The organism is Rhizobium esperanzae (assembly GCF_014197615.1).
Taxonomy (GTDB): Bacteria; Pseudomonadota; Alphaproteobacteria; order Rhizobiales; family Rhizobiaceae; genus Rhizobium; species Rhizobium esperanzae_A.
Map to the genome: position 1 here is coordinate 1 of NZ_JACIFY010000011.1, position 22,721 is coordinate 22,721.

Consider the following 22,721-nt stretch of genomic DNA (forward strand, 5'->3'; position numbering starts at 1 on the left):
TCGACGATGGCACGATCGAAATCACGTTCGCATACCACAACGGCGACGAGGCCATACTAAAGGCCAAACAGGAGACTTCTTCAACAGCCTGCTAGTGCTTCGAAAGGAAGTTGTCGTCGATCGCCGCGAACTGATCGAGAGGGTCTACGAAGGCGATGCCGAGGTTGATTCCAATTCGATCGAGGTGATCGTTGCGAGGTTGCGCCGAAAGATCGGAGCGGAGTTGATCGAGACGGTCCGTGGACGCGGTTACATGCTAACGGCGGCGTCATGAAGGGACTGGATTTGTTTAAGCGGCCCTCGATATCGAGGAGGCTCGTAGGATTTTCGCTGGTTTTCGTCACTGCGACCGTCATCGTCGCTTCGGTCATTCTTTATCTGATCGTCGCTGGCGTCGTTCGCGAACAAATTGACCAGCGGCTGGATACCCAGATCGAGGGATTGCGAGGGGCCCTTTTCGTAGACGCTAACGGAATGTTGGCGGTTAGAACCTCGTTGAATGGTCCGCCGTTCGACCGCAGGGGCGCCGGGTGGTACTGGCAGGTTTCGGAAGGCCAGGTGCGGATCGCCTCGAGGTCACTCGCTGGTCAAAGTATCGACAGTCCTCCCCGTCCGCTGGACTGGCGACATGTCTTGAGCGGGGTGCCCCAGCCGACTGATCACATGCCGTTCCAAGGAGAGCAGCTCTACCTGCGCGTCGCTTCGGCTAACGTCGACGGCAAGACTGTTGAGATCGCGGTGACGGCGCCACAATCAGCACTGACTGCCCCGGCACGGCGTGCGCTTTTGTGGCTGATACCCGCGATGACGTTGCTGGGTATCGTTTTGGTGGCGGGTATCCTGCTCCAGGTCCGCTACGGTCTGCGCCCCCTTCGACAACTGACATCGAGCGTCTCCGAGATCAGGGCCGGCAATCTCTCACGATTGCCAGAGGTCGACGTCGGAGAGTTGAGTTCCGTGACGGAGGAAATCAACCGTCTAGTCGAACAGAATCAGCAGCGGCTCGCCGACACGCGCTTACATTTTGCCAATCTCGCCCATGGCCTCAAGACTCCGGTCACCAGTCTTTCACTGGCACTGAATCCCGCGAACGACCCCGATGGCGAAATGCGCAACCTGGTCGACCGGATCGATCGGCGCATTCGCCATCATCTCGCCCGCGCCCGAAAAACCGCTGCTGGGGGAACCGGTCTCAGAACGGCTATCAAGTTTCGGATCGACGATCTCCTGCTTGTCCTTATGCGGATCTATTCCGATCGAGGCATTACTGTTCGTTGCGATATGGATCCAGAAACCTTTGTGGCCTGTGCAGAAGACGACGTCGATGAGATCCTTGGTAATCTGATCGACAATGCATTCAAGTGGGCTACAGGCGCCGTCGACATCTCGGCGACGACTGAAGGCAGCACGGTCGCGATCATCGTGGAAGACGATGGCCCCGGCATCGCGCCGATGACGATCTCAGACGCCTTCCTCCCGGGAAAGCGCTTGGACGAGACCGTCCCGGGTGACGGTTTCGGATTGGCAATTGCCGGCGAACTCACCCAGCTCTATGGCGGATCAATCCATCTTTCGAAAACTGTGGCCGGCGGGCTAAGATGTTTGGTTTCCTTGCCACGCGCGCTCCCGCCATCGACATGGGTGGAGCCGCTGTGATAGCTCGTAGCCAACTCAGCTGGAAGCGCCTCAGAAAACCGAACGCATTCTGTGTTTTCCTACCGGTCGAACGCGATGATTTTGGACTAGTGCCAGAAACTCGATGGTGATCTTGAGCGCGGCGATGGTGTTCCGATTAACCTCCTTGCCAGAGATTTCCGACTGCTCACTGTGGGAGACCGGCTGGAAATATCTCACCGCCGTCTGCGTTATTGCCTCGAACACCGACATCGTCCGGCCCCTCCTTGCGACGTCAACGACGAGCGATGATCTCGGTTTACCTTTGCCGAGTGAGGCGTTGGCGGTCGCCGGCGAGATTCTCGGGGCGGCGTCTAAGCAGCACCTGCGACCATTCCCCGCTTTGCACTTGTTGGATTTCGATTTGTGTTTCGGGGGTGGGGATTTTGCGCCGATGGCCGTAGCTGTTTAGCGCACAGATCGTGGTTTTGGGCTACTGCACCCAGCCGGCAACGCTATCGCGCGCGTGCAGCAGCACGGATTTGAGTTCTTCCTGCGATACCTGTGCCAAGCCGAGCGCTCGAAGCAGGAAGATGCCTTCAACAGCCAATATTGCCTGACGGACTTCTGCCATCTCCCCGGATTCCGATCGCAGCGTATCGAGCAGCTCACTATAGAAGCGCCGCAGCGATTTCAGTTTTTCAGGGGCGTGGACCAGTGCCGCTATGAGAAAAGCCGCCTTTTGGGTCGAGGTGTCGTCTTCGTTCAGAGCTTCCTCGATATGCGCGAGGACCAGTTCGACGGGGCCAGTCGGCCCATTGCCAAGTCGCTGGCGAACTGCTTCTTGAAACCGTTCACCTTCTCGTTCCAGCGTCGCTTGTATCAATTCATCCTTGGTCGCAAAGCTGTAGACGAGGCCGCCTTTGCTGATGCCTGCCCGCTCGGCAACTGCATCAAGCGTGAGATTTCTGCCGCCGGAAGCCAGGATGACGGCTTCGGCCGCATCCAGAATCCGGTCTCGATCGATTTCTTTTTTCCGCGCCAAATTAAGCCTCTTGATTTTCCGACTGGCCAGTCGTATTTAATTTTCGACCAGACAGTCGGATTTAGCATGATGATATCAACACCGCAATGATCCGTCTCAGAGCAAAACCATGAAAGGATCTAAAATGGAAACCGATTTGCCGGCCGCAGCACTTGGCCACTTCGTTATAAAGGTTCAAGATATCGATGCGAGCTACCAATTTTATGTCGGTCTGGGTCTCCGCGCTTCCGGCACCTTTCCGGGAGTAGCAGTCGTTGAACTGCGCGGCGGCACGCATTTGCTTCTGTTTCAGAAGAACGACGATCAGGCCGCAGCCTTGTTGAGCAGCCGCAACGGGCAAAGACCGGAGTATAGCAGTGAGAAGCTAGATCTGATGATCGCCGGACGTACCAGAGCTGACTTGGAAGTCTACAGGGTGGCTCTGATCGACAAAGGATATTCGCCCTCGGCTATGGCGGACGGCAATCTATACGGCCACCATTATTTTTCGATGCAAGACCCCGATGGCAATGGCATCAGCTTTTATACCAGCCACATCGGCGACCAGCCCGTTTGAATTGGGGTGAGGCTGGCTACCATGATCGATCCCAAAATCGCCAAACGTGGTCTTGCGCTTGTTTTCACCACGCTGCTACTCGACAACATTGGTTTCGGCATCATCATGCCGGTGCTTCCGGCCTACCTGAAAGAATTAACGGGCGTCAGCATTGGCCAGGCGGCGATCGAAGGCGGCTGGCTGTTCTTCGTCTATGCGGCGATGCAATTTTTCTTCGCGCCGATCATAGGAAACTTGAGCGATCGCTTCGGCCGTAGGCCGATCCTGCTTACATCCGTTCTCACTTTTGCCATCGACAACTTCATCTGTGCCATCGCCTGGTCCTACCCGATGCTGTTTATCGGGCGGATGCTCGCCGGCGTTTCGGGTTCCAGTTACTCAACGGCGTCCGCCTTCATCGCGGACATCTCCAGTGACCAGAACCGAGCGAAGAATTTCGGCCTGCTCGGCATCGCTTTCGGCGTTGGTTTCATCATCGGCCCAATGCTCGGCGGCCTGCTAGGCGCCTTCGGACCCAGGGTGCCGTTCTATTTCGCCGCGGCGCTGGCGTTCGCAAACTTCCTGATTGCAACGTTCTTGCTGCCGGAGACTTTGGAGCAGAAACATCGCCGTCGCTTCGAGTGGAAGCGGGCGAATCCTGTAGGCGCACTGCTGCAGATGAGGAACTATCCGGGAATTGGCCGGATCGGGTTTGTCTTCTTCCTTATCGTCCTCGGCCGTATGATGTATCCAGCGGTTTGGTCCTTCGTAACGAGTTATCGTTACGGCTGGAGCCAGCAGCAGATTGGCTTCTCGCTGGGCATTGTTGGCCTTTGCAGCGCGGTCGTGATGGCGACGGTGCTGCCACGCGTTGTCGCTCGAGTCGGTGAATGGCGGGCGGTCGCTATCGGCCTGACTTTCGCCACACTGGCTGCCCTCGGCTATGCGTTCGCCACACAAGGCTGGATGATCTACGTTGTAATCGTCGCCGGCTGCATGGAGGCGCTCGCCGATCCTTCTTTAAGAAGTCTTGCGGCAGCCAAGGTGCCGCCTACGGCACAAGGCGAATTGCAAGGAGCGATGACGTCAATCTTCTCGATCACGTCGATCATTGCCCCGCTTCTCTATGCGACGGTCTTCTTCATGTTCACAGCGCCAGGCGCGCCGATCCTCTTCGGCGGCGCACCTTACGTTTTAGGTGCAATCTTGTTGGCGGTCGCGGCTTTTGTCTTCGTCAACAAGGTGGCCAAGCCCACGCCACGGGAGGTTGAACTGATCAAACGAAGGCGGCGCTGATCAAGGGCGGCTGATCTATGTGCGTTTCCCGAGGTTCCAATAGGCAATTGCGAGTTCGGCCTGATAGGGCCGAGCAAGAACCCGGTGCGGCGGCTTCTCGCGGCCCGGCTCTTTTTCAGGGCTTTTCGCCTGACGGATTGTCAGTTCGTCAGACGTGTCACCTGAGCGGAGGCTTTCGCACCGATCGCCTGAAAGGCCGCAAGGAGGTCTTCCATTTTTTCCGCCTGGAAATAATGGGCGTCGTCGGAGGCGCAATAATGCAACAGCGCCTGCCCGCCTGCGGGTGCCATAAAGGCAATCGTATAGATTTCGATGCCCTTCGATTTTGCGTCGTCGCATGTCTTCTTCGTCGCGGTGTCATAGGAACGGCCGCCGCTGCTATCATTGTTATTGTCGCCGTCGGTCATGAAGACGATGTACTTCTTGGGTACTTGCCCGGTCTTGAGCTTATGAGCGGCGTCCTCGGCGTCATTGCCCGCGGCGTTCTTGGCGGTGAGGGACGTATAAGCCGTGTTCACGGCACCGCTTGAATTCGTGCCGCCTCCCGACTGGAGCGCATTGACGTAGCTCGTGACAGCGGCAGTTCCCCAGGCGAGACTGCTGGCTGGGTATTCAACGATATCATAGGATACCGCGCCTGTGCGCACATACTCGGCATTGGGGTCCGCGCTATCGAGCTGGCCAAAGAGTTTGCCAGCGGCGAGCTTCAGCGCTTCTATCTTTGTGTAATAACGCGTGCGCGTGCCGGTGCAGGTGTCGTAGATTGTCTTGCCCTTTTTGTTTGGGTGAGGATTGCAGTCATAGGTGTATGATTCCGTCGTGACGGTTGCGGTAGGATCTCCCATCGACCCCGACTTATCGAGTGCGAGGAACATGTAGATCGAGCCTTGGCTCTGTGAGTGACCACCGACCGACGTGCTGGACGTCGAAAGATGCTGCGTCGTAAAGCCGACCGCCTGCATGAGTGGATTGACCGTGAGGTCGTAACCCGGCGAAACCGTTACCTGGTAGGATGTCGATTTACCCGACGTCGTCGTCTGTACATTAACACCTGTCGCGTTCTTGACGTCGACGCCGCTCTGAAGATAGTTCGCCATCTGCCCGGCAACGTAATTCCGCGCGAAGGCTTCGGCCTGTGACGTTTGGATCGTGCCGTTTGCCAGGGCGCTCGCGGTTGCGAGCGCGGCCGAGTCGGCCGCTTCCTGGAGTTGCTGTTTGGAGAGCAACATGTCGCCCACCTGGACCGCCATGCCGGCGACGCCGAGAAGAACGGGCATCATGATCGCCGTCATGATACCGAAATTGCCGCCACGGTCGCTCAACATGCGACGCAGGCAGGGATGCAAGAAGGAGGTGCGCATCATGTTCACCCGAAATGGACCCTGTGGGTTACATTAGGCATCGCTACTTCTTTACGCCGCCCTTACGGCGTCCATTCAATTCTAACGAATCGGCGGATTTTTCCAGTTTTGGGATTATTTCAGCGGGATCACATCGACCGCTTGGACAGCGCGCTGGCCGCCATAGCTCTTTAATACGCCGATCACGGGAACGACGTCGGAATAGTCCCGGCCATAGGCGACGACGATGTGGTCCATGCCGGCGGGGATGTCGTTGGTCGGGTCGAGTTCGATCCAGCCGATCGTCTCGCCGCACCAGATTCTGACCCAGGCATGCATGGCATCTGCCCCTTCCAGCCGTTCCTTGCCGGGCGGCGGGATGGTGCGCAGGAAACCGGAGACATAGCCGGCCGGAATGCCGAGGCTTCTGAGCGCCAGGATCATGATGTGGGTGAAATCCTGGCAGACGCCGCGCTTCAGCCTGAAAGCTTCGAGCGGCGTCGTGTCCACCGTCGTCGCTTCGGAGTCGTAGGTGAAATCCTTGTTGATGCGGGCGCAGAGCGCATGGGCGATCCGCATCGCCGTCAGACCAGGCATGGCGCAGCTTCGCGCATAGTCGCTGATCTCACGCGCCTGCGTCAGGCGCGGGCTGTCGCCGAGGAAATGGTGCGGCGAATCCGGCGCCAGCGACCAGATGCCTGCTATCTCCTCCGGAAGATCGGCAAGCAGCGGCGAGAAATCAGCGGCGATCGGCTGGCTTTCCACCTGCACACGGGCCTGCATGCGAATGTCGAGCGTCTCGTGCGGCGCGCGCACCATGAAGGAGGTGGCGGGATGATCGAAGAAATCGACGAAATGCGATTGCTCGTCCGGCGTCGGCGAGACGGTGATCGAGCCGGCGACAAGGCGCTGCCGATTGGTCAGCGACAGCGGCATCAGGCGCATGATGTGGCGGGCGCCGGAGGCCGGCACGTCGTAGCTGTAACCCATACGGAGAGAAAGGTCGTAGAGCATCGACGTCACCCGAGATAGGTCTGGGCGAGCAGATCGGAAAGCTGTTCCAATTCGCGTTCGAGCCGTTGATAGACCTCGACCCCCATGCCCTCCGGCGTCATCACGGCCAGGCCGGAATGGAGCCGCATCGCCTCGCGGTAGAAGGGCGACATCTGGCCGTTGATCAGCGCATTCGGCAATTGCTCGACCTCGTGGTGGATCTCGTTCACCTGGAAGAGGACCGAGCGAGGATTGAGCGGGTCGAGCGCAAGCAGGTCGGTGACGGTCAGCCGCGCCGTGTTGACGTTGTAGCGGCGGCGGTGGGTCATGACGCTGTCGCCGATCTCGAGCAGCATGTCGAGCGCGCCGTCGGGCGCTTCCGGGCCGGACATGTGGCCGAGCAGCCGCGTCATGTGCAGGCCGCGCTCGATGTAGCGGCCGAGCGAGAGGAAACGCCAGCCCATGAAGCGGTACATGTTTTCGTGCACGAGGCCGGCAAAGCCCGCGAGCTTGCGCAGCAGGATCGTCATCGCGTGGCTGGCGTCATCGCCGGCAGTGACGCTGACGCGGAAGCGGCGGGCGGTCTTGGCGAGATCGTTGAGCGCCAGCCAGCCGTCCGGCGAGAAACGGTCGCGAATATTGCTCGCCGAATAAACGGCGCTGTCGATGTTGCGCAGCAGCCTTTCCGGCACGGGTTCGGCAGTATCGATATCGACGGCCGCCAGATATTCGGAAACGTCGGCGAGCAGCGGCTGGCTCGGATCGGCGGCTTCGGCATAACGCGCATGCCAGGCGCGCAGGATGCGCAGCGCCCCTTCGGCGCGTTCGATATACCGGCCGAGCCAGAACAGGTTGTCGGCGGCCCGGCTCGGCAAGCTGCCCGGCATGTTGCGGGTGAAGCTGCCCTCGGCCGGCAGCAGCGTGTGGCGCTCGACCGGCTTGTCGCTGACGATCCAGACGTCGGCGGCCGCGCCGCCCGACTGCATGGCGATCGCCGCGACATCGGCGCCGGAGCCGATGCGGGCAAAACCGCCGGGCATGATCTGCCATCCGTTTGCCGTGCGGGCGGCGAAGACGCGCAGCGACATCGGCCGCGGCACGAGCTTGCCGTCCACCCAGGCCGGCGTCGTCGACAGCGTCACGACCTCCTGTCCCACCAGTTTCGGGCCGTCCGAACTCAGCCAGTCGGTAATGGAATCCTTGGCGGTCGCGCGCAGCGACGCGCCAAGCACGGATTCGCCGTTGTCGTCAAAGAAGGGCGCGCGGGAATAGGCCGGGCCGATCACCATCTTCTCGATATTCTTTGCGACGTGCTCGCGCTCTTCCTTCTGGCCGCACCACCAGGTGGCGATCGAGGGCAGTTGCAGATCCTGGCCCAGGAGGCGCCGGCAGATGGTCGGCATGAAGGCGAGAAGCGCCCGGGTTTCGAGAACGCCGGTGCCGAGCGCATTGACGATGGTAACGCTCTCGGCGCGCAGCGCTTCGACGAGACCGGGCGTGCCGATATGCGAATTCTGGTTCAGCTCCAGCGGGTCGGCAAAAGCTGAATCGAGCCGGCGCCAGAGCACGCCGATCGGCTTCAGGCCGGCGACGGTGCGCACCATGACGCGGCCCTTGACGACGGTGAGGTCTTCGCCCTCGAGCAGCATGAAACCGAGATAACGGGCGATGTAGGCGTGCTCGTAATAGGTCTCGTTGGCCGGGCCCGGCGTCAGCACGGCGATGCGGTCGTCACCCGAATGTTTCATGCCCTGCAGCGCGTCGCGGAAGGCGCCGAAGAAGGAGGCGAGGCGATGGACGGGGGTTTCGGCATAGATATCCGAGAAGGCCCGGGTCGTGGCGACGCGGCTTTCGAGCGCAAAACCGGCGCCTGAGGGCGCCTGCGTCCGGTCGGCCAGCACCCACCAGTTGCCGTCGGGGCCGCGGCCGATTTCGAAGGCGCAGAAATGCAGATAGTGACCGGAGGCGGGCCGGATGCCGGTGAGCGGGCGCTGGAATTCTGGATTGGCGGCGATCAGCGCCGGCGGCAGCACCCCTTCTTCCACCAGCCGGTTATCGCCGTAGATATCGGCGACGATCGCCTCCAGCAGGTCGGCCCGCTGGACGAGGCCCGCCGAAAGCGCCTGCCATTCGCGCTCGTCGATCAACACCGGGATATGCGAAATCGGCCAGGCGCGTTCGCCGGTCCCCTTACTGCCGTAGGCGCGATAGAAGACGCCGGCATCCCTGAGATAACGGTCGGCGCGGGCGAAACGCTCGGCGAGGTCTTTTTCCGGCATTGCGCCGAGATGCGAGAGGAAACGCTGCCAGACCGGGCGGACGACGCCTTTGTTGTCGACCATTTCGTCGGCGATACCGGGAAGCGGCGCATAGTCGAAGGCCGCATCCTTGCCGATGCGGTCCTCTGCCTCGCCCCTGCGCTCCACTGCCGGTCTCTTACCCATCAAACTCCAACTTCAGCCTTCGGCCTTACCCCCGGCCTCAAATCCCGGCCGGCCGCCTCAGATCCAGCGTCAGCGGGAATTCAAGCGAACCCTTCTCGGCACGCGGGATATATCCGCCTGCCGTGTGCCCCCACGGCTCGAAGCGGGCGAGCCGCCTTGCTTCCGCCTCGTTGCCGTTGACCGGGAAGGTGTCATAGGTCCGGCCGCCCGGATGGGCAACATGATAGATGCAGCCGCCGATCGAACGCTTCGACCATGTATCATAAATGTCAAAAGTCAAAGGCGTGTTGACCGGCAGCACCGGATGCAGGCCGGAGGCCGGCTGCCACGCCTTGTACCGGACGCCGGCGACCGAGACGCCTGACGTGCCGGTCGGCGTCAGCGGCAGCATCCGGCCGTTGCAGGTGACGGTGTAGCGTCCGGTATTGCCGGTTTCGAACCGCACCTGCAGGCGCTCCACCGAGCTGTCGACATAGCGCACCGTGCCCCCGATAGCGCCCTCTTCGCCCATGACATGCCAGGGCTCCAGCGCCTGGCGCAGTTCCAGCTTCGAGCCCTCGTATTCGACTTCGCCGCAGAAGGGGAAGCGGAATTCGAGCTGGGCCTTGAACCATTCCGGGCTGACGTCGAAACCGTTTTGGCTGAGGTCGGCAAGCACGTCGAGGAAATCGGCCCAGACGAAATGCGGCAGCATGAAACGGTCGTGCAGGGTGGTGCCCCAGCGAACGAATTTACCGTCGATCGGGTTGACCCAGAAGCGGGCGATCAGCGCGCGCACCAGCAGTTGCTGGGCAAGCGACATGCGCGCGTTCGGCGGCATTTCGAAGCCGCGGAACTCGATGAGACCCAACCGTCCGGTCGGACCGTCGGGCGAAAACAGCTTGTCGATGCAGATTTCGGCACGGTGGGTGTTGCCGGTGACGTCAGTCAAAAGATTGCGGAACAGGCGGTCGACGAGCCAGGGCAGCGGCTGTTGGCCGCGGCCGGGGGCAGCGATCTGCGCCATGGCGATCTCAAGCTCGTAGAGGCTGTCGTGACGCGCCTCGTCGATGCGCGGCGCCTGGCTGGTCGGGCCGATGAACATGCCGGAGAAGAGGTAGGAGAGCGAGGGGTGGCGCTGCCAGTGGAGGACGACGCTCTTCAAGAGATCGGGACGGCGCAGGAAGGGGCTGTTGTTCGGATTGGCGCTGCCGACGACGACATGGTTGCCGCCGCCGGTGCCGGTGTGGCGGCCGTCGATCATGAACTTGTCGGCGCCGAGCCGGGTGGCGCGCGCCTCCTCGTAGACCGCCGTGGTGATGTCGACGCATTCCTTCCAGTTGGAGGCCGGATGGATATTGACCTCGATGACGCCGGGATCCGGGGCGACGCGGATGACGTTGATGCGCTCGTCCTGCGGCGGCGGGTAACCTTCGATATGGACCGGAAGCTTGAGTTCGGCGGCGGCGTTTTCGGCCGCGGCGATCAGCTCGAGATAGTCTTCGATACGTTCGACCGGCGGCATGAAGACGCAGAGTCTGCCGTCGCGCGGCTCGACCGACATGGCGGTGCGCACGGCGCCGCCGATGTCGCCGAGCGTCTGTTCGATCCGGCTGCGATTGCTGTCGCCGGCATGAAAGGAGGCTTCCGGCATGGCGCGGCCGGCCGGTACGAAGACGTCAGGCAGCGGTTGGCGCGGCGTCGTCGGATCGGCGGGATGGATGTAGGGATAACGCGCCGGGGGCACATAGGGCAGGGTGCCGAGCGGCAGGCGGTAGCCGATCGGACTGTCGCCCGGAACGAGGAAGATCCTGCCGCGGCGGGTGTTCCATTTCTCGCTGATCCAGACACGGCTTTCAGCTGCCCTGGCGTTCCATGCCTGCACCGGAAGGACGTAACCTGTGGGGACGGTGAGGCCGCGGGCAAACACGCGGGCGATACGGTTGCGCTCCTCGGGATCTTTCAGCTTCGAATTCGCCGGATCGACGTTTTCGGGAAGATTGCCCTCCTTGACGATCCAGTCGGCCGGATCCTCATAGGCCGGCTGCACCATGTCAGGCTTGATCGCCAATTCCTTGGCGATGGTCGTCAGAAACGTCTCGGCATCCTCGGCGGTGACGCCGGTATCCTTGCCCTCGGCGGCGACCAGATCGAGGTTCTGCCAGACCGGCTTGCCGTCGCGGCGCCAGTAGAGCGAGAAGGTCCAGCGCGGCAGGCTTTCACCCGGATACCATTTGCCCTGGCCGTAATGCAGGAAGCCGCCGGGGGCGAAGCGTTCCTGCAGCCTGCGGATCAGACTGTCGGCTTTTTCGCGCTTGGTCGGGCCGACAGCGGCGGTGTTCCATTCCTCGGACTGGAAATCGTCGATCGAGACGAAGGTCGGCTCGCCGCCCATCGTCAGATGCACATCCTCGGCTTCGAGGACACGGTCGACTTTCTCGCCGAGTTCGTTGAGCTCATCCCAGCTTTCATCGGAGAAGGGCTTGGTGATGCGCGGATGTTCGGCGACGCGCGAGACCTTCATGTCGAAGGCGAATTCGGTTTCGGCCTCGCCGAAATAACCGCCCGAAATCGGGGCGGCGTTGCGGTAATGCGGCGTGGCGGCAAGCGGTATATGGCTTTCGCCGGTCAGCAAGCCGGAGGTGGGGTCGAGGCCGACCCAGCCCGCACCCGGCAAATAGACTTCCGCCCAGGCATGCAGATCGGTGAAATCGACTTCGGTGCCGGAGGGGCCGTCGAGCGCCTTCAGATCCGGCGTCAACTGGATGAGATAACCGGAGACGAAGCGGGCGGCGAGGCCGAGATGCCGAAGGATCTGGACGAGCAGCCAACTGGTGTCGCGGCAGGAGCCCTTGGCGCTTTCCAGCGTCTCTTCCGGTGTCTGCACGCCGGTTTCCAACCGGATGACGTAGCCAATCTGCCGCTGCAGGCGAGCATTGAGGCCGACGACCATATCGATCGTCGGCTGGCCGGGCGACCAGTCGAGGGTCGGCAGCAGCGCCTTCAGGCGCGGGCCGGCCGGTTCCGGCGTCATGTAGATCGACAGATCTTCCTGGATCGTTTCCGGGTATCCGAAGGGCCACTTGGTCGCCTCTTCCTCGACGAAGAAGTCGAAGGGATTGTAGACCGTCATGTCGGCAACGAGATCGACCTCGATCTTGAATTCCGTCACCGGGTCCGGGAAGACGTAGCGGGCGAGATAATTGCCGTAAGGGTCCTGCTGCAGATTGACGAAATGGTTGGCGGGCGTGACCTTCAGCGAGTGGCTGAGCACTCGCGTCTTCGAATGCGAGGCAGGTTTCAGCCGGATGATCTGGGGGCCGAGGCGGACCGGCTTGTCATAGGTGTAATGGGTCAGATGATAGATGCTGGCTTTGATCGACATATTTCTCTTTTTATCCGGCGCGCATCGTTGTGCGGCTTGCTGTTCCCGAAATCAGTGTGTGCAATGCAGCGAGAGAAAGCAAGGAGGGTCAAAGCCTTTTACGTCGCCTTGACGAAGGTGACGGCCGCCTTCAGGCCTTTGCCGTTTTGGCCCGGCTCGAGCGTCAGGTCGGCGTTGAAAAGATTGGCGATTTCCTCGACGATCGGCAGGCCGAGGCCGGCGCCCGGCGCGCCCGTTTCGTTGCCGCGCGAAAAACGCCCCCGCACAGCCGCCAGTTTGTTGTGCGGAATCCCGGGGCCGTTGTCCTCGACTTCGAGGCGGATCGTCTCGGCTGCTGTTATGATACGGACGGTGATCTCGGCTCCCTTGCCGGCATAGGCGATGGCATTTCCGGCAAGGTTGCGCAGCATTTCGCCGATCAGCAGCGGCTCGGCGCGGATCATCGCCGGGCTCTCGCCCTCGAAACCGAGATCGATGCCGGCGACGGCAGCCGTCGGGATCTGCTCGCCGGTGATTTCCTGGGCGATTGCCGCAAGATCGATGGCGGAGGCGGTCAGCGCCTCCTTGGCGGTGGCCGCGTCGATCTTTGCCATCAGCAGAAGCTGGGCGAGGATGCGCTCGGCATGCGCCACGGCCTGATCGCCCTTCAGCGCGGCGGCCTGCGCCTCGTCAAGCGAGCCGGCACGGGTGGAAAGCGCGAGCTGGGTGCGGATGATCGCCAGCGGCGTGCGCAGCTGATGGCTGGCATTGCCGGTGAAATGGCGTAGCGCATCGAGCGCCGATTGCAGCCGAACCATGAAGGAATTCACCGTATCGACCAGCGGCTCGACCTCGCTCGGCACGATCTCTTCGATCGGATGCAGATCGTCGGGGCTGCGTTCGCCGATGGCGTCGCCGAGTTTATAGAGCGGGCGCAGAGCCACCGTGACCGAGATCCAGACAATGACGGCGGCGCCGGCGATCATGAAGGCGAGGCGCAGCGCCGAGCGGACGAGGATCGCCTGCGTCAGCTGCCGGCGCGCGATGGTGGTTTCGGCGACCGTCACCACGAAGGGCACCGAGCGAATGCCGGTCGAGGCGGAGCGTTCGAGCGTGGCGACGCGGATCGGCTCGCCGCGAAAGGTGTAGTCCGCGAAGGCGGCCGCATTCAGGGGCGTCTTCTTCAGGACCGGCAGGGACTGGTAGCCGGTGATGAATTTGCCCGGCGGGCCGTCGACACGGTAGAAGACGCGGTCCTGGGCGGCCGAGGTCAGCATTTCGAGCGCGACATAGGGGATATCCACCTGCAGCGTCCCGTCCTCGGCGACGACGACGCGCTCGGCGATTGCCAGTGCCGAGCCGGCAAGCACGCGGTCGGAAACGATGTTCGAGGTCTGGACCGCTTCGCGATAGGTATCGGCAAGCGCCAGCGTGCCGATGACGGCAGTGGAGATGAGCAGCCAGAAGAGCAGCCGACGCCTGAGGGAATAGGCGGCTTTCATGAGGCCTCGGGCAGCTTATCGAGATAATAGCCGATGCCGCGGGCGGTCTTGACCGTCAGGCCGTAGGGCGAGAGGCGTTTCCTCAGGCGGCTGACATACTGCTCGATGGCATTTGCCGAAATGTCGTCGTCGAAGGCCGTCAGCGACTGTATGATCGCCTCCTTGGCGACGACCTTGCCGGCCCGCATGAAAAGAATTTCGAGCAGCCCAAGCTCGCGGGCGGGAATATCGAGGGGCGTGGCGCCTGCCGAAAAGGTGCGGGAGGTGAGGTCGAAGGAGATGCCGCCGAAGCCGACTGTCGCCGAGCGCAGACCGGCCTGGCGGCGCAGCAGCACACGCACGCGGGCCTCGAATTCTGAAATGTCGAAGGGTTTGATCAGATAATCGTCGGCGCCGAGATCGAGACCCTTCACCCGTTCTTCCGGCGTGCCGCGGGCTGTGAGAATGAGGACGGCGGCCTGGTTCTGCCGGGCGCGCATGGCGCGCAGCACATCGAGCCCGTCCATTTCGGGCAGGTTGAGGTCGAGAATGACAAGATCGAAATTTTCAGCGGCGATGACCGCATTGGCAGACGCGCCGTCATGGACGACGTCGACGGCATGGCCCGTGCCGCGCAAGATCGCCGACAGGCCGTCGGCCAACGCGATATTGTCTTCGGTGAGCAGAATGCGCACGGATGGTTCCCCTGTTTTTCAGCGAGACTACAGAGGTGCCGATGCGCCGGTCAACGGCGCCCCCGAAAAGGCGCTTTCAGCTGGCGGTCCTTTCGATCCGTTCGCGCTGCGTCATCGCGGCGGCGAGCAACTGCTGGAAGCGGCGATCGCCGCGGATGTTATCGAGATCGGAATCATTGTCGAACCATTTGATATGATAGACGGAGCTGTGCGGCAGCAGCTTCTGCAGCAGGCCGATCGCCTGGTCGACATCGCCGAGGACCGAATAGACGCAGGCGAGATTATACTGCGCGACGATGTCGTCAGGATCGATGGCGATCGCCCGCGCCGCCCAGTCGCGGGCTCGTTTGACATCGCCGAGATGGGCAAGCGCCAAAGCACCGCGATGGGCGGGGCCTGAATTTTCCGGATTGAGATTTAGCGCGCGCTCGGCGCGCAGCAGGCCGAGGCGGGCCCAGTTTTCCCTGTCCACCGCTCGGCCGAGCGAATGGTAGGCGGCCATCAAATGGATCGGCGAGACATAATCGTCGGGGCGGATCTCGGCGGCGCGGGTGAAGTATTGAACCGATTCGGCAAAGTTGCCGTGCATGAAGAAGAAGCGGGCATAATGGAAATTCGCCTCGAAGAGATTCGGGTCGAGCGCCAGGGCCCGTTCGAAGGCCGCCGCCGCCCTGTCGTCATAACCGCTCTGATGCAGGGCGAGGCCATGAGAGGCGTGGGCCTCGGGAAGGTCGGGATCAAGCGCGAGCGCGCGGGCGCTCATATCGAGGATGCGCCGCAGCGGTACGTCGTCAGGCGCCCAGTCGCGGATCGCTGCGTCGCAGTCGGCAATGCCGGCATAGGCGCGGGCATAGTCGGGATCGAGTTCGACGGCCTTGCAGAACATGCGCCTTGCAAGCTGCAGATAGGATTTGGTCCATGTGTGGGAGAGCTGGCGGCCCCGCAGATAATAGGTATAGGCTTCGACATTGGCGGTCGGCTCATTGGCGATCGCCTTCTTCTCTTCCGGCAGCAGCCGCACTTTCAACTGGCCGACGATCGCATGGGTGATCTCATCCTGGATGGCGAAGATGTCGGTGAGGTCGCGATCGTAACGCTCGGCCCAGAGGTGGTCGCCATTGGCGGTATCGATTAGCTGGCCGGAAATGCGCACACGATTGCCGAAGATGCGCACGCTTCCCTCGAGCACGTAGCGCACGCCGAGTTCCTGGGCGAGCCGTTTCACCTTCACCGATATGCCCTTGTAGGTGAAGATGGTATTGCGCGGCACGACATGCAGGCTGGAGATCTTCGAGAGATCGGTGATGATGTCTTCGGTGATCCCGTCTGAGAAATAATCCTGATCGGCATCGCCGCTCATATTGGTGAAGGGCAGTACTGCGATGAAGCAGGTATTGCGGTTCTGCGCGACCAATTTCGCCGAGGAGGGGGGCGTCAGGGTGACGGTATAGACCTGCACGGGCTGCCTGATGTTCTTCAGCGTATGTTCGCCGATAAAATCGAAGCCGAGATTGAGACGCGAGCCGACCTGATCGCGCACCGAGGCCGACACGGCGATGCCGCCCGGCGAGGCGATGCGCTCGAGTCTGGCGGCAAGATTGACGCCGTCTCCGAAGATGTCGCCGTTTTCGACAACGACATCGCCGAGATTGATGCCGATGCGGAATTCGACGCGCTCGTCCTTGGGCACGCTCTCGTTGCGGGCCGCCATGCTGCGCTGGATTTCGGCGGCGCAGGCAACCGCATTCACCACGCTCTGGAATTCGACCAGAATGCCGTCGCCGGTGAGTTTGAAGATCCGGCCCTTGTAGTCCGAGATGCGAATGTCGACCAGTTCGCAGCGATGGCGGTTCAGCGCCTGCAGCGTGCCTGACTCATCGATGCCCATCAGTCGGCTGTAGCCAACGACATCCGCAGCGAGAATAGCGCTCAGCCGTCGTTCCATGACCCCTCCCAGGATCTTCCCAGTTCAGTCTGGCCTTTTCTAGATTTTTGTCGTGTGAAGTCGTTCCCCGGATAAGAAATTCGGGCGGTTTGACACGGCAGCGCGACAATATAGCGTCGCTGATCTGCATCAATACTCTAAACGGGTGAAGGATAGGCCTTGTCGCTAATCCTTTGTGGCGAAAATGGATCTCAATCGGAGAAAGAGGAGCGTTCTGCTTTCTTGATGCTTCCGAGATCGTCATGACGACTACGCTTGCTGCGGATAGCAAGGCAGCGGCATCTTCCTTCGACGATTGCCCTGAGGCCGGCCCGCGTTATTGTAAGTGCGGTTTCATATGTGATGGGGATTGGGATGACAGGTTCGGCCCGGAATTTTCTGGAGTTTCATGATGTTCCGGAGGCCGGGCTCCGATCGATCGTCGCTCGCGCGGGGGAGCTTGCCAGAGCCTGGGACAAGCGCACCATGCCGCAGAGCCTTGCGGGCAAACGCATCGCGCTGATTGCCGACGACGGTGGCTGGCGCAATACGACTGCCTTCGATCTCGGCATCCAGGCGATGGGCGGTCTCTGCGTGCATGCGCCGATCGGGTTCAATGTCAGGGAGGAAACCGGCGATCTTGCGGGCTATCTCGGCAATTGGTTCGACATGCTGGTGATCCGCACGAAAGAGCTTGCGACGTTGAAGGCGGTGGCGGCAGCCTCGCCGGTGCCTGTCATCAACGCGCGCACACGCTCCAATCACCCTTGCGAGACGCTTGGCGACCTTGCCTATATCGAGAGCCGGCGCGGCGCGATCGACCGGTTGAAGGTCGTCGGCGTGGCGGCGGATGCGAATATCCTGCGCTCCTGGACCGAAGCCTCGATCGCATTACCGATCGAGGTGGTGCAGGTCTTTCCCGAACGGTGGCACGTCAGTGACACTGCGCTGCTCAACAGGCGTTTTCGCGTGAGCACCGATATGGGCGAGTTGCTGAATGCCGACGTCGTCATCACCGATTCATGGCCGGGTGACGCTGTCGGCGACTCACTTGCCGGCTACCGGATCGGGACCGATCTGCTCGATCGGCTGCGGAAGGATGCGATCTACCTGCCATGCCCGCCGGTGAGGCGCGGCGAGGAAGTAACGGCCGAAGCGATGGAGCATCCGCTCTGCCAAAGCCGCGCCGCCAAAGCCTTTCTGCTGCATGCGCAAAATGCGCTGATGGAGTGGGTTGTCGCCTAGAGTAATTCCGTTTTTCTTCGCATCACGGAACTGCTCTATCTCGCTGTTTTCACGCATTCCGGGCTCAAAACCGCTGCACACTTTTGCTGGAATTGCTCTAGGTCCGGCGGCCTTGCTCCTTCCGGCATGCTCAGGCATTGTTGCGGCATGAGGAGAGTTTTCATCTTGCTGTTGGCGTTCTGGCCGGGCATCGCTTTGGCCGATCAGACCTTTTATCCGGCGAAATCGGGCAATGCAGGTGCGTCGGTGCTGACGGTCTATTCCTCGCTCGACGAGCCGCTGGCGCAGCCGATGATCCGGGGTTTCCAGGACGCCAATCCGGACGTTGCGGTCAAATACGAGGACATGCTGACCGGGGACATCTACGACCGGATCGTCAGGGAGACGGATGCCGGCAAGAAGACGGCGGATTTCGCCTTTTCCTCGGCGATGGACCTGCAGGTGAAGCTCTCCAACGATGGATATGCCCAGGTCAGCAACCTGCCGATGAGTGCCGCATGGCCGAAATGGGCAAACTGGCGCAACACCGCCTATGCGCTGACCTTCGAGCCGGCGGTGTTCGTTTATCACAAGCCAAGCTTCGCGCATGAGCCGGTGCCGAGCTCACGGGCGGAACTCGTGGATTATCTCAAGCGCAAGGGCAGTGCTGTTTATGGCCGGATCAGCACCTACGATATCGAGCGCTCCGGCGTCGGCTTTCTGTTCATGGCGCGCGATCAGGAGCAGTTCGGCGACATCTGGTCGGTGATCGGAGCGATGGGGGCGGCGGGCGTCAAGCTCTATTCGACGAGTTCGGCGATCCTCGAACGCGTCGCCGACGGGCGCTTCGTGCTCGGTTACAATATTCTCGGCTCCTATGCCGCTGACTGGGCCTCGCGGCATCCCGATGTCGGCATCGTGCTGCCGAAGGATTATACGGTGGTGATGTCACGGATCGGCCTGGTGCCGCAGGCCGCTGCCGAGCCGGACCTCGGGCGGCGCTACCTTGCCTTCTTCATGTCGAAGGAAGGGCAGACGATCATGGCGCGCGAGCTGCAGATCCCGGCGGTCAGCCCGGAGGTGGCGGGGGAAAATACCGCCAATACGCTGCAGGAACTGCTCGGCTCCCAACTTCGGCCGGTGCCGGTCAGCCCCGGGCTGATGGTCTATCTCGACCAGGTGAAGCGGGCGCGGCTGATCGCGCATTGGAATGAGGTCCTGCGGGCGCAGTGAAGAGCTTCAGCTTTCGGCCGCTTCGCCCTTTCCGCAAAGGGCGGGGTAGGGCCAATATTCGTAAAACATCGGTCTATCGACCGTGAAGGGATCTTCGCCCTGCCAGGCGCCGACGGTGTAGTCCGCGCAGCCGACGGCCTGCGTTCGCCCGTCGGGAAGCTGCAGCAGGAAGGCGATTGCCGGAACCTTTGTGGTCAGCTTCAGCCCCTCAGGCAGGCCGAGGACGGGCGAGCGGAAAGGAACCGGCCCGGGATGTGCGTCGACGCCGATCGCATATCCCGCATCGCGCAGCGGACCGGGGAAATATTTGTGATCGATCAGATCGCCGTCGAAGCGTATGTCGAGTTCCTGCCAAAGCCTGGTGAAATGCTTGCCTTCGAGCGAAGCTTCATCCTGTCCCTGCTTCGGCACGCTCTGCCAGCCCGCACCAAAGGGCACGGAATCGTCCGGCGTCGAAAGGCCTGCCGCGCCGTAATAGCCGATCGCATTGTTCAGGTGGTGGAACTGGCGGAAGCGGTAGCGCTTGCTGATCGGCCCTCTCAGCATCCATGAATTGTTGAACACATAATGCGGGCCGACCGCTTCGTGCTCCTTGGGAAATTTGAAAAGCTGGCCGAAATTGCGGTCGTCGTCATCGGGGCCAGGACGATGGAGATTCCAGCCGAGATTGCCGTAGATGTAGAAATAGCCGGATCGTTTCATCTCCAGGGAAAAGGGCATGTAGCAGTCGACGAATTTGTTGCCGCGCACCGTCCAGTTCCAGGCATAATCTTCCGCCTCGACGGCGTTGTCGCGGATGCGGACGAACCAGTTGTTTTCGATGACGATGTTGCGGCAGAAATCCTCCACTGTGGAATCGGACGCATCGTTGAAGAAATGGATGCCGTTGAAGGCGTCGAGAATGACATTGTCGCGCAGGACGACATAACCGGCAATGGTCCAGGCCCGGAAGAAGTCGCCGTCAAAACCGCGCTCGTCTTTTTCGACGTTCACGCGGCTTTGGGTGTCTTCGATATTGCCGTGGACCTGGCCCCAGGAGGTTTTCCGCCAGAGCCTGGAATCCTTGGGATCGAGCGTGGCATCGACTGCATCGGTTTTTCGGATCGCAGCAAGGTCCGCCTCTCCGTGCGACTGCAGATCCTGTATCCAATCGCATTCTTCGATCAGCAGGTGGCGCGTATAGGCTCCGGCCGCGCCGATGGCGATGGTGCTGCCGCGAATATGCAGGCGGCGGAGCGTGATGTGCTGGCAGTTGTCGAGATAGATCGCGGTCGGCCAGCAGCCTTCGAACCTGAGATCCTCAATCACGACCCATTGGCAATTCCGCAGCATGAGCGCGGCATCGTCGGCAAGATAATAGATGCCGGGGAAGCGGCCATTGGCTTCCTGCACGGCGGAGAGGCGGTTGGCGTCGTCGCGATAGTCTTCATAGCTTCTGCCGCCGTCGATGACGGCACCGGCGCCGCCAATCACGACCGGCTGTTGCTGGGAGCCGCTGATCGAGGAGAGGACGAGCGGCGTTGCGTATCGTGCGCTCTTCAGTGTCAGTTTCGCGCCGGGACGCAGCGCTCGCAGGTCGTCATAAATCCGGTCAGGATCTGTATGCAGGCAGCGCGACATATCGTTTCCTACTCGTAACGGTGAATAGAGAGCTGCAGAAATCGGGATGGCGGAAACAAAACCTTGAATTGTGTTAGATGTAATTGACTCAAGGTGGCGCGTGCAAGTGTTAAGCTGCAGATACTGCAAACAATACAGAGATGGCGAGCTTCGGCGGATGGCCTGTCTGCATGAGGCGGCGAGAAGCGGGATTTAGACCCGCGACTGCCAATTGCGGCAAAAAAGTGGCCTTCCATCCTGGATATCTCGTCGGTGTCAGCTAAATGACAGCTTGTTGTGGTGGCTTTGGCTACTTCTTCTCCGTGGAGGCGGAGAGCTGAAGCCTTGGGAGGTATTCTGCTCGTCATTCAGGACTTGCGTCCGCTGGCCGGCCATTCCTCCCGATTCCCTGAGGAATAACAGGCGGTTTGCTCAGCCGCCGACGGAGGACACATCGTGAAGCATACGTTCATCGCAACCCTTCTTGCCGCGACCATCGCGCTGCCGGCCTATGCGGCCGACTACACCATCATCGCGCCTGCCGCGCCCGGCGGCGGCTGGGACCAGACGGCCCGTTCGCTGCAGACCGCATTGCAGCAGGAGAAGATCTCCGGCAACGTCCAGGTCCAGAATGTTCCCGGTGCCGGCGGCACCATCGGCCTTGCGCAGTTCAGCAGCCAGGCTGCCGGCAATCCGAATTCGCTGATCGTCGGCGGCTATGTCATGGTCGGCGCGATCCTCACCAACAAGTCGCCGGTGACGCTCAAGGACGTGACGCCGATCGCCCGTCTGACCGGCGAATATGAAGCCGTCGTCGTTCCTGCTTCCTCCGAGATCAAGACCATGGCCGATCTGGTTGCGGCGCTGAAGAAGGATCCGGGCTCGGTTTCCTGGGGCGGCGGTTCGGCCGGCGGTACCGACCACATCACGGTCGGCCTGATCGCCAAGGCTTCCGGCGTCGATCCGACCAAGATCAATTATGTCGCCTTCTCCGGCGGCGGTGAAGCGCTTGCCGCCATTCTCGGCGGCCAGGTCACGGCCGGCGTCTCGAGCTACAGCGAGTTCGAATCGCAGGTGAAATCCGGCACGCTCCGTCTTCTCGCCGTCTCCAGCGACAAGCGGATCGACGGCGTCGATGCACCGACGCTGAAGGAAGCCGGCACCGACGTTACCATCCAGAACTGGCGCATGGTTGCCGCCGCTCCCGGCCTGTCGGCAGATCAGGTGGCAAGCGTCACCGCCGATTTCGAGAAGCTGCACAGCTCCGCCACCTGGCAGGAAACTCTGAAGACCAAGGGCTGGGCCGACACCTATCTGTCCGGCGACGCCTTCAAGGCGCAGCTCGAGAAGGATGTCTCCGCCACTGAAGGCATTCTTAGAGATATCGGACTTGTTCAATGAGCGGGGATAACACCTCCTCGGCAACGACACGCCGCCCTGATTGGGCGGCGTTCATCATTGCCGTTTTCCTCTTCGTCGTCGCCGGCGTGATGGCCTGGGATGCCCTGCATCTGAAAACGATCGCGCAATATGACCGCATCGGCCCTGCGACAGTGCCGCAAGTGGTGGCGTTCGGCCTCTTCTGTCTCGGGATCTGGACCGCTTTCGAAGCCTGGCGCGGCGATTTTCCGGAACGCGATCGGCAGGAAGTGGCGCCCGTCATCTGGATCGTCGCCGGTCTTGCCGGCCAGATGCTGCTTCTGCGCGTCGCCGGTTTCTCGATCGCGACCGGCATTCTCTTCGCGCTGACGGCACGCGGCTTCGGTAAACGCAAGCTCTGGATCTCGCTGCCGCTCGGCATCGTCCTCAGCTTCGTGGTCTGGACGATCTTCTCGCAGCTCCTGCAGCTGACGCTGCCGGCCGGCCCGCTCGAACATCTGTTCTTCTGACAGCGCGGAACGCGCTGTCAGCTCTTTTGATTTTGCGCGGCGCCTGACTCCGAGATCGGATTGTCG

At 61.4% G+C, this 22,721-nt stretch carries 18 protein-coding genes; 9 read left to right on the forward strand and 9 right to left on the reverse strand.

From position 1 onward, the window contains the following. The 3 genes from GGD57_RS15750 to GGD57_RS15760 form a co-directional block, all read left to right on the forward strand. On the forward strand, positions 1 to 274 hold a 274-nt coding region (locus tag GGD57_RS15750; RefSeq protein ID WP_246713663.1), incomplete at its 5' end, for a winged helix-turn-helix domain-containing protein. After that, positions 271 to 1,656 (forward strand): sensor histidine kinase, encoded by a 1,386-nt coding sequence (locus tag GGD57_RS15755; protein ID WP_184471187.1) that lies wholly within the window; start codon positions 271 to 273, stop codon positions 1,654 to 1,656. The genes GGD57_RS15750 and GGD57_RS15755, both read left to right, overlap by 4 nt. Before the next feature lie 103 nt (positions 1,657 to 1,759). Further along, positions 1,760 to 2,086 (forward strand): hypothetical protein, encoded by a 327-nt coding sequence (locus GGD57_RS15760; protein ID WP_184471189.1) that lies wholly within the window; start codon positions 1,760 to 1,762, stop codon positions 2,084 to 2,086. A gap of 21 nt (positions 2,087 to 2,107) precedes the next feature. Here the strand turns inward: GGD57_RS15760 and GGD57_RS15765 are convergent, their stop codons facing one another. Next, positions 2,108 to 2,659, reverse strand: coding sequence for a TetR/AcrR family transcriptional regulator (locus tag GGD57_RS15765; RefSeq protein ID WP_184471191.1), 552 nt, complete (start codon positions 2,657 to 2,659; stop codon positions 2,108 to 2,110). Positions 2,660 to 2,783: 124 nt separating this feature from the next. On the opposite strand from GGD57_RS15765, the gene GGD57_RS15770 reads away from it, so the two are divergent. Continuing rightward, entirely contained in the window at positions 2,784 to 3,215 is a 432-nt protein-coding gene (locus GGD57_RS15770) for a VOC family protein (protein WP_184471194.1), read from the forward strand. A gap of 21 nt (positions 3,216 to 3,236) precedes the next feature. Next, positions 3,237 to 4,490, forward strand: coding sequence for a TCR/Tet family MFS transporter (locus GGD57_RS15775; RefSeq protein WP_184471196.1), 1,254 nt, complete (start codon positions 3,237 to 3,239; stop codon positions 4,488 to 4,490). Between the two features lie 140 nt (positions 4,491 to 4,630). Here the strand turns inward: GGD57_RS15775 and GGD57_RS15780 are convergent, their stop codons facing one another. The 7 genes from GGD57_RS15780 to GGD57_RS15810 all read right to left on the reverse strand — a co-directional run bounded on the left by GGD57_RS15780 (position 4,631) and on the right by GGD57_RS15810 (position 16,731). Further along, positions 4,631 to 5,851, reverse strand: a complete 1,221-nt coding sequence (locus GGD57_RS15780) for a TadE/TadG family type IV pilus assembly protein (protein WP_184471477.1) — start codon at positions 5,849 to 5,851, stop codon at positions 4,631 to 4,633. 114 nt (positions 5,852 to 5,965) lie between these two features. Then, a complete protein-coding gene (locus GGD57_RS15785; RefSeq protein ID WP_184471198.1) occupies positions 5,966 to 6,844 on the reverse strand; it encodes a transglutaminase family protein in 879 nt (292 codons plus the stop codon). Between the two features lie 5 nt (positions 6,845 to 6,849). After that, positions 6,850 to 9,267 carry a circularly permuted type 2 ATP-grasp protein gene (locus GGD57_RS15790; protein WP_184471200.1) on the reverse strand — a complete coding sequence of 806 codons (2,418 nt, stop codon included), beginning with the start codon at positions 9,265 to 9,267 and terminating at the stop codon, positions 6,850 to 6,852. 37 nt (positions 9,268 to 9,304) lie between these two features. Further along, entirely contained in the window at positions 9,305 to 12,631 is a 3,327-nt protein-coding gene (locus GGD57_RS15795; protein ID WP_184471202.1) for a DUF2126 domain-containing protein, read from the reverse strand. A 98-nt stretch (positions 12,632 to 12,729) separates the two neighbouring features. Continuing rightward, complete coding sequence (locus GGD57_RS15800) at positions 12,730 to 14,112, reverse strand: sensor histidine kinase (protein ID WP_184471204.1); 1,383 nt, start codon at positions 14,110 to 14,112, stop codon at positions 12,730 to 12,732. Beyond that, complete coding sequence (locus GGD57_RS15805; RefSeq protein ID WP_184471206.1) at positions 14,109 to 14,786, reverse strand: response regulator; 678 nt, start codon at positions 14,784 to 14,786, stop codon at positions 14,109 to 14,111. The genes GGD57_RS15800 and GGD57_RS15805 overlap by 4 nt, the downstream gene beginning before the upstream one ends. 76 nt (positions 14,787 to 14,862) lie before the next feature. Then, positions 14,863 to 16,731 carry an adenylate/guanylate cyclase domain-containing protein gene (locus tag GGD57_RS15810; RefSeq protein WP_184471208.1) on the reverse strand — a complete coding sequence of 623 codons (1,869 nt, stop codon included), beginning with the start codon at positions 16,729 to 16,731 and terminating at the stop codon, positions 14,863 to 14,865. A 354-nt stretch (positions 16,732 to 17,085) separates the two neighbouring features. On the opposite strand from GGD57_RS15810, the gene GGD57_RS15815 reads away from it, so the two are divergent. Both GGD57_RS15815 and GGD57_RS15820 read left to right on the forward strand, forming a co-directional pair. Beyond that, the gene (locus GGD57_RS15815; protein WP_184471210.1) at positions 17,086 to 17,955 is read left to right on the forward strand and encodes an ornithine carbamoyltransferase; all 870 of its coding nucleotides are present in this window, start codon (positions 17,086 to 17,088) and stop codon (positions 17,953 to 17,955) included. Positions 17,956 to 18,120: 165 nt separating this feature from the next. Beyond that, complete coding sequence (locus tag GGD57_RS15820; RefSeq protein ID WP_184471212.1) at positions 18,121 to 19,167, forward strand: ABC transporter substrate-binding protein; 1,047 nt, start codon at positions 18,121 to 18,123, stop codon at positions 19,165 to 19,167. Between the two features lie 6 nt (positions 19,168 to 19,173). On the opposite strand, the gene GGD57_RS15825 is transcribed toward GGD57_RS15820, so the two are convergent. After that, positions 19,174 to 20,787 carry a right-handed parallel beta-helix repeat-containing protein gene (locus GGD57_RS15825; RefSeq protein ID WP_184471214.1) on the reverse strand — a complete coding sequence of 538 codons (1,614 nt, stop codon included), beginning with the start codon at positions 20,785 to 20,787 and terminating at the stop codon, positions 19,174 to 19,176. A 435-nt stretch (positions 20,788 to 21,222) separates the two neighbouring features. Here GGD57_RS15825 and GGD57_RS15830 point away from each other — a divergent pair, with 435 nt between their 5' ends. Both GGD57_RS15830 and GGD57_RS15835 read left to right on the forward strand, forming a co-directional pair. Beyond that, complete coding sequence (locus GGD57_RS15830; RefSeq protein ID WP_184471216.1) at positions 21,223 to 22,167, forward strand: tripartite tricarboxylate transporter substrate-binding protein; 945 nt, start codon at positions 21,223 to 21,225, stop codon at positions 22,165 to 22,167. Then, positions 22,164 to 22,655: a tripartite tricarboxylate transporter TctB family protein gene (locus GGD57_RS15835; protein WP_085738364.1), complete on the forward strand. Its 492-nt coding sequence runs from the start codon at positions 22,164 to 22,166 to the stop codon at positions 22,653 to 22,655. Before GGD57_RS15830 ends, GGD57_RS15835 begins: the two co-directional genes overlap by 4 nt. Positions 22,656 to 22,721 lie beyond the last annotated feature (66 nt).

Coding starts and splice junctions, on each gene's coding strand:
- GGD57_RS15755 (WP_184471187.1), top strand. CDS start 271: ATGAAGGGACTGGATTTGTTTAAGCGGCCCTCGATATCGAGGAGGCTC.
- GGD57_RS15760 (WP_184471189.1), top strand. CDS start 1,760: ATGGTGATCTTGAGCGCGGCGATGGTGTTCCGATTAACCTCCTTGCCA.
- GGD57_RS15770 (WP_184471194.1), top strand. CDS start 2,784: ATGGAAACCGATTTGCCGGCCGCAGCACTTGGCCACTTCGTTATAAAG.
- GGD57_RS15775 (WP_184471196.1), top strand. CDS start 3,237: ATGATCGATCCCAAAATCGCCAAACGTGGTCTTGCGCTTGTTTTCACC.
- GGD57_RS15780 (WP_184471477.1), bottom strand. CDS start 5,851: ATGCGCACCTCCTTCTTGCATCCCTGCCTGCGTCGCATGTTGAGCGAC.
- GGD57_RS15785 (WP_184471198.1), bottom strand. CDS start 6,844: ATGCTCTACGACCTTTCTCTCCGTATGGGTTACAGCTACGACGTGCCG.
- GGD57_RS15790 (WP_184471200.1), bottom strand. CDS start 9,267: ATGGGTAAGAGACCGGCAGTGGAGCGCAGGGGCGAGGCAGAGGACCGC.
- GGD57_RS15795 (WP_184471202.1), bottom strand. CDS start 12,631: ATGTCGATCAAAGCCAGCATCTATCATCTGACCCATTACACCTATGAC.
- GGD57_RS15800 (WP_184471204.1), bottom strand. CDS start 14,112: ATGAAAGCCGCCTATTCCCTCAGGCGTCGGCTGCTCTTCTGGCTGCTC.
- GGD57_RS15810 (WP_184471208.1), bottom strand. CDS start 16,731: ATGGAACGACGGCTGAGCGCTATTCTCGCTGCGGATGTCGTTGGCTAC.
- GGD57_RS15815 (WP_184471210.1), top strand. CDS start 17,086: ATGACAGGTTCGGCCCGGAATTTTCTGGAGTTTCATGATGTTCCGGAG.
- GGD57_RS15825 (WP_184471214.1), bottom strand. CDS start 20,787: ATGTCGCGCTGCCTGCATACAGATCCTGACCGGATTTATGACGACCTG.
- GGD57_RS15835 (WP_085738364.1), top strand. CDS start 22,164: ATGAGCGGGGATAACACCTCCTCGGCAACGACACGCCGCCCTGATTGG.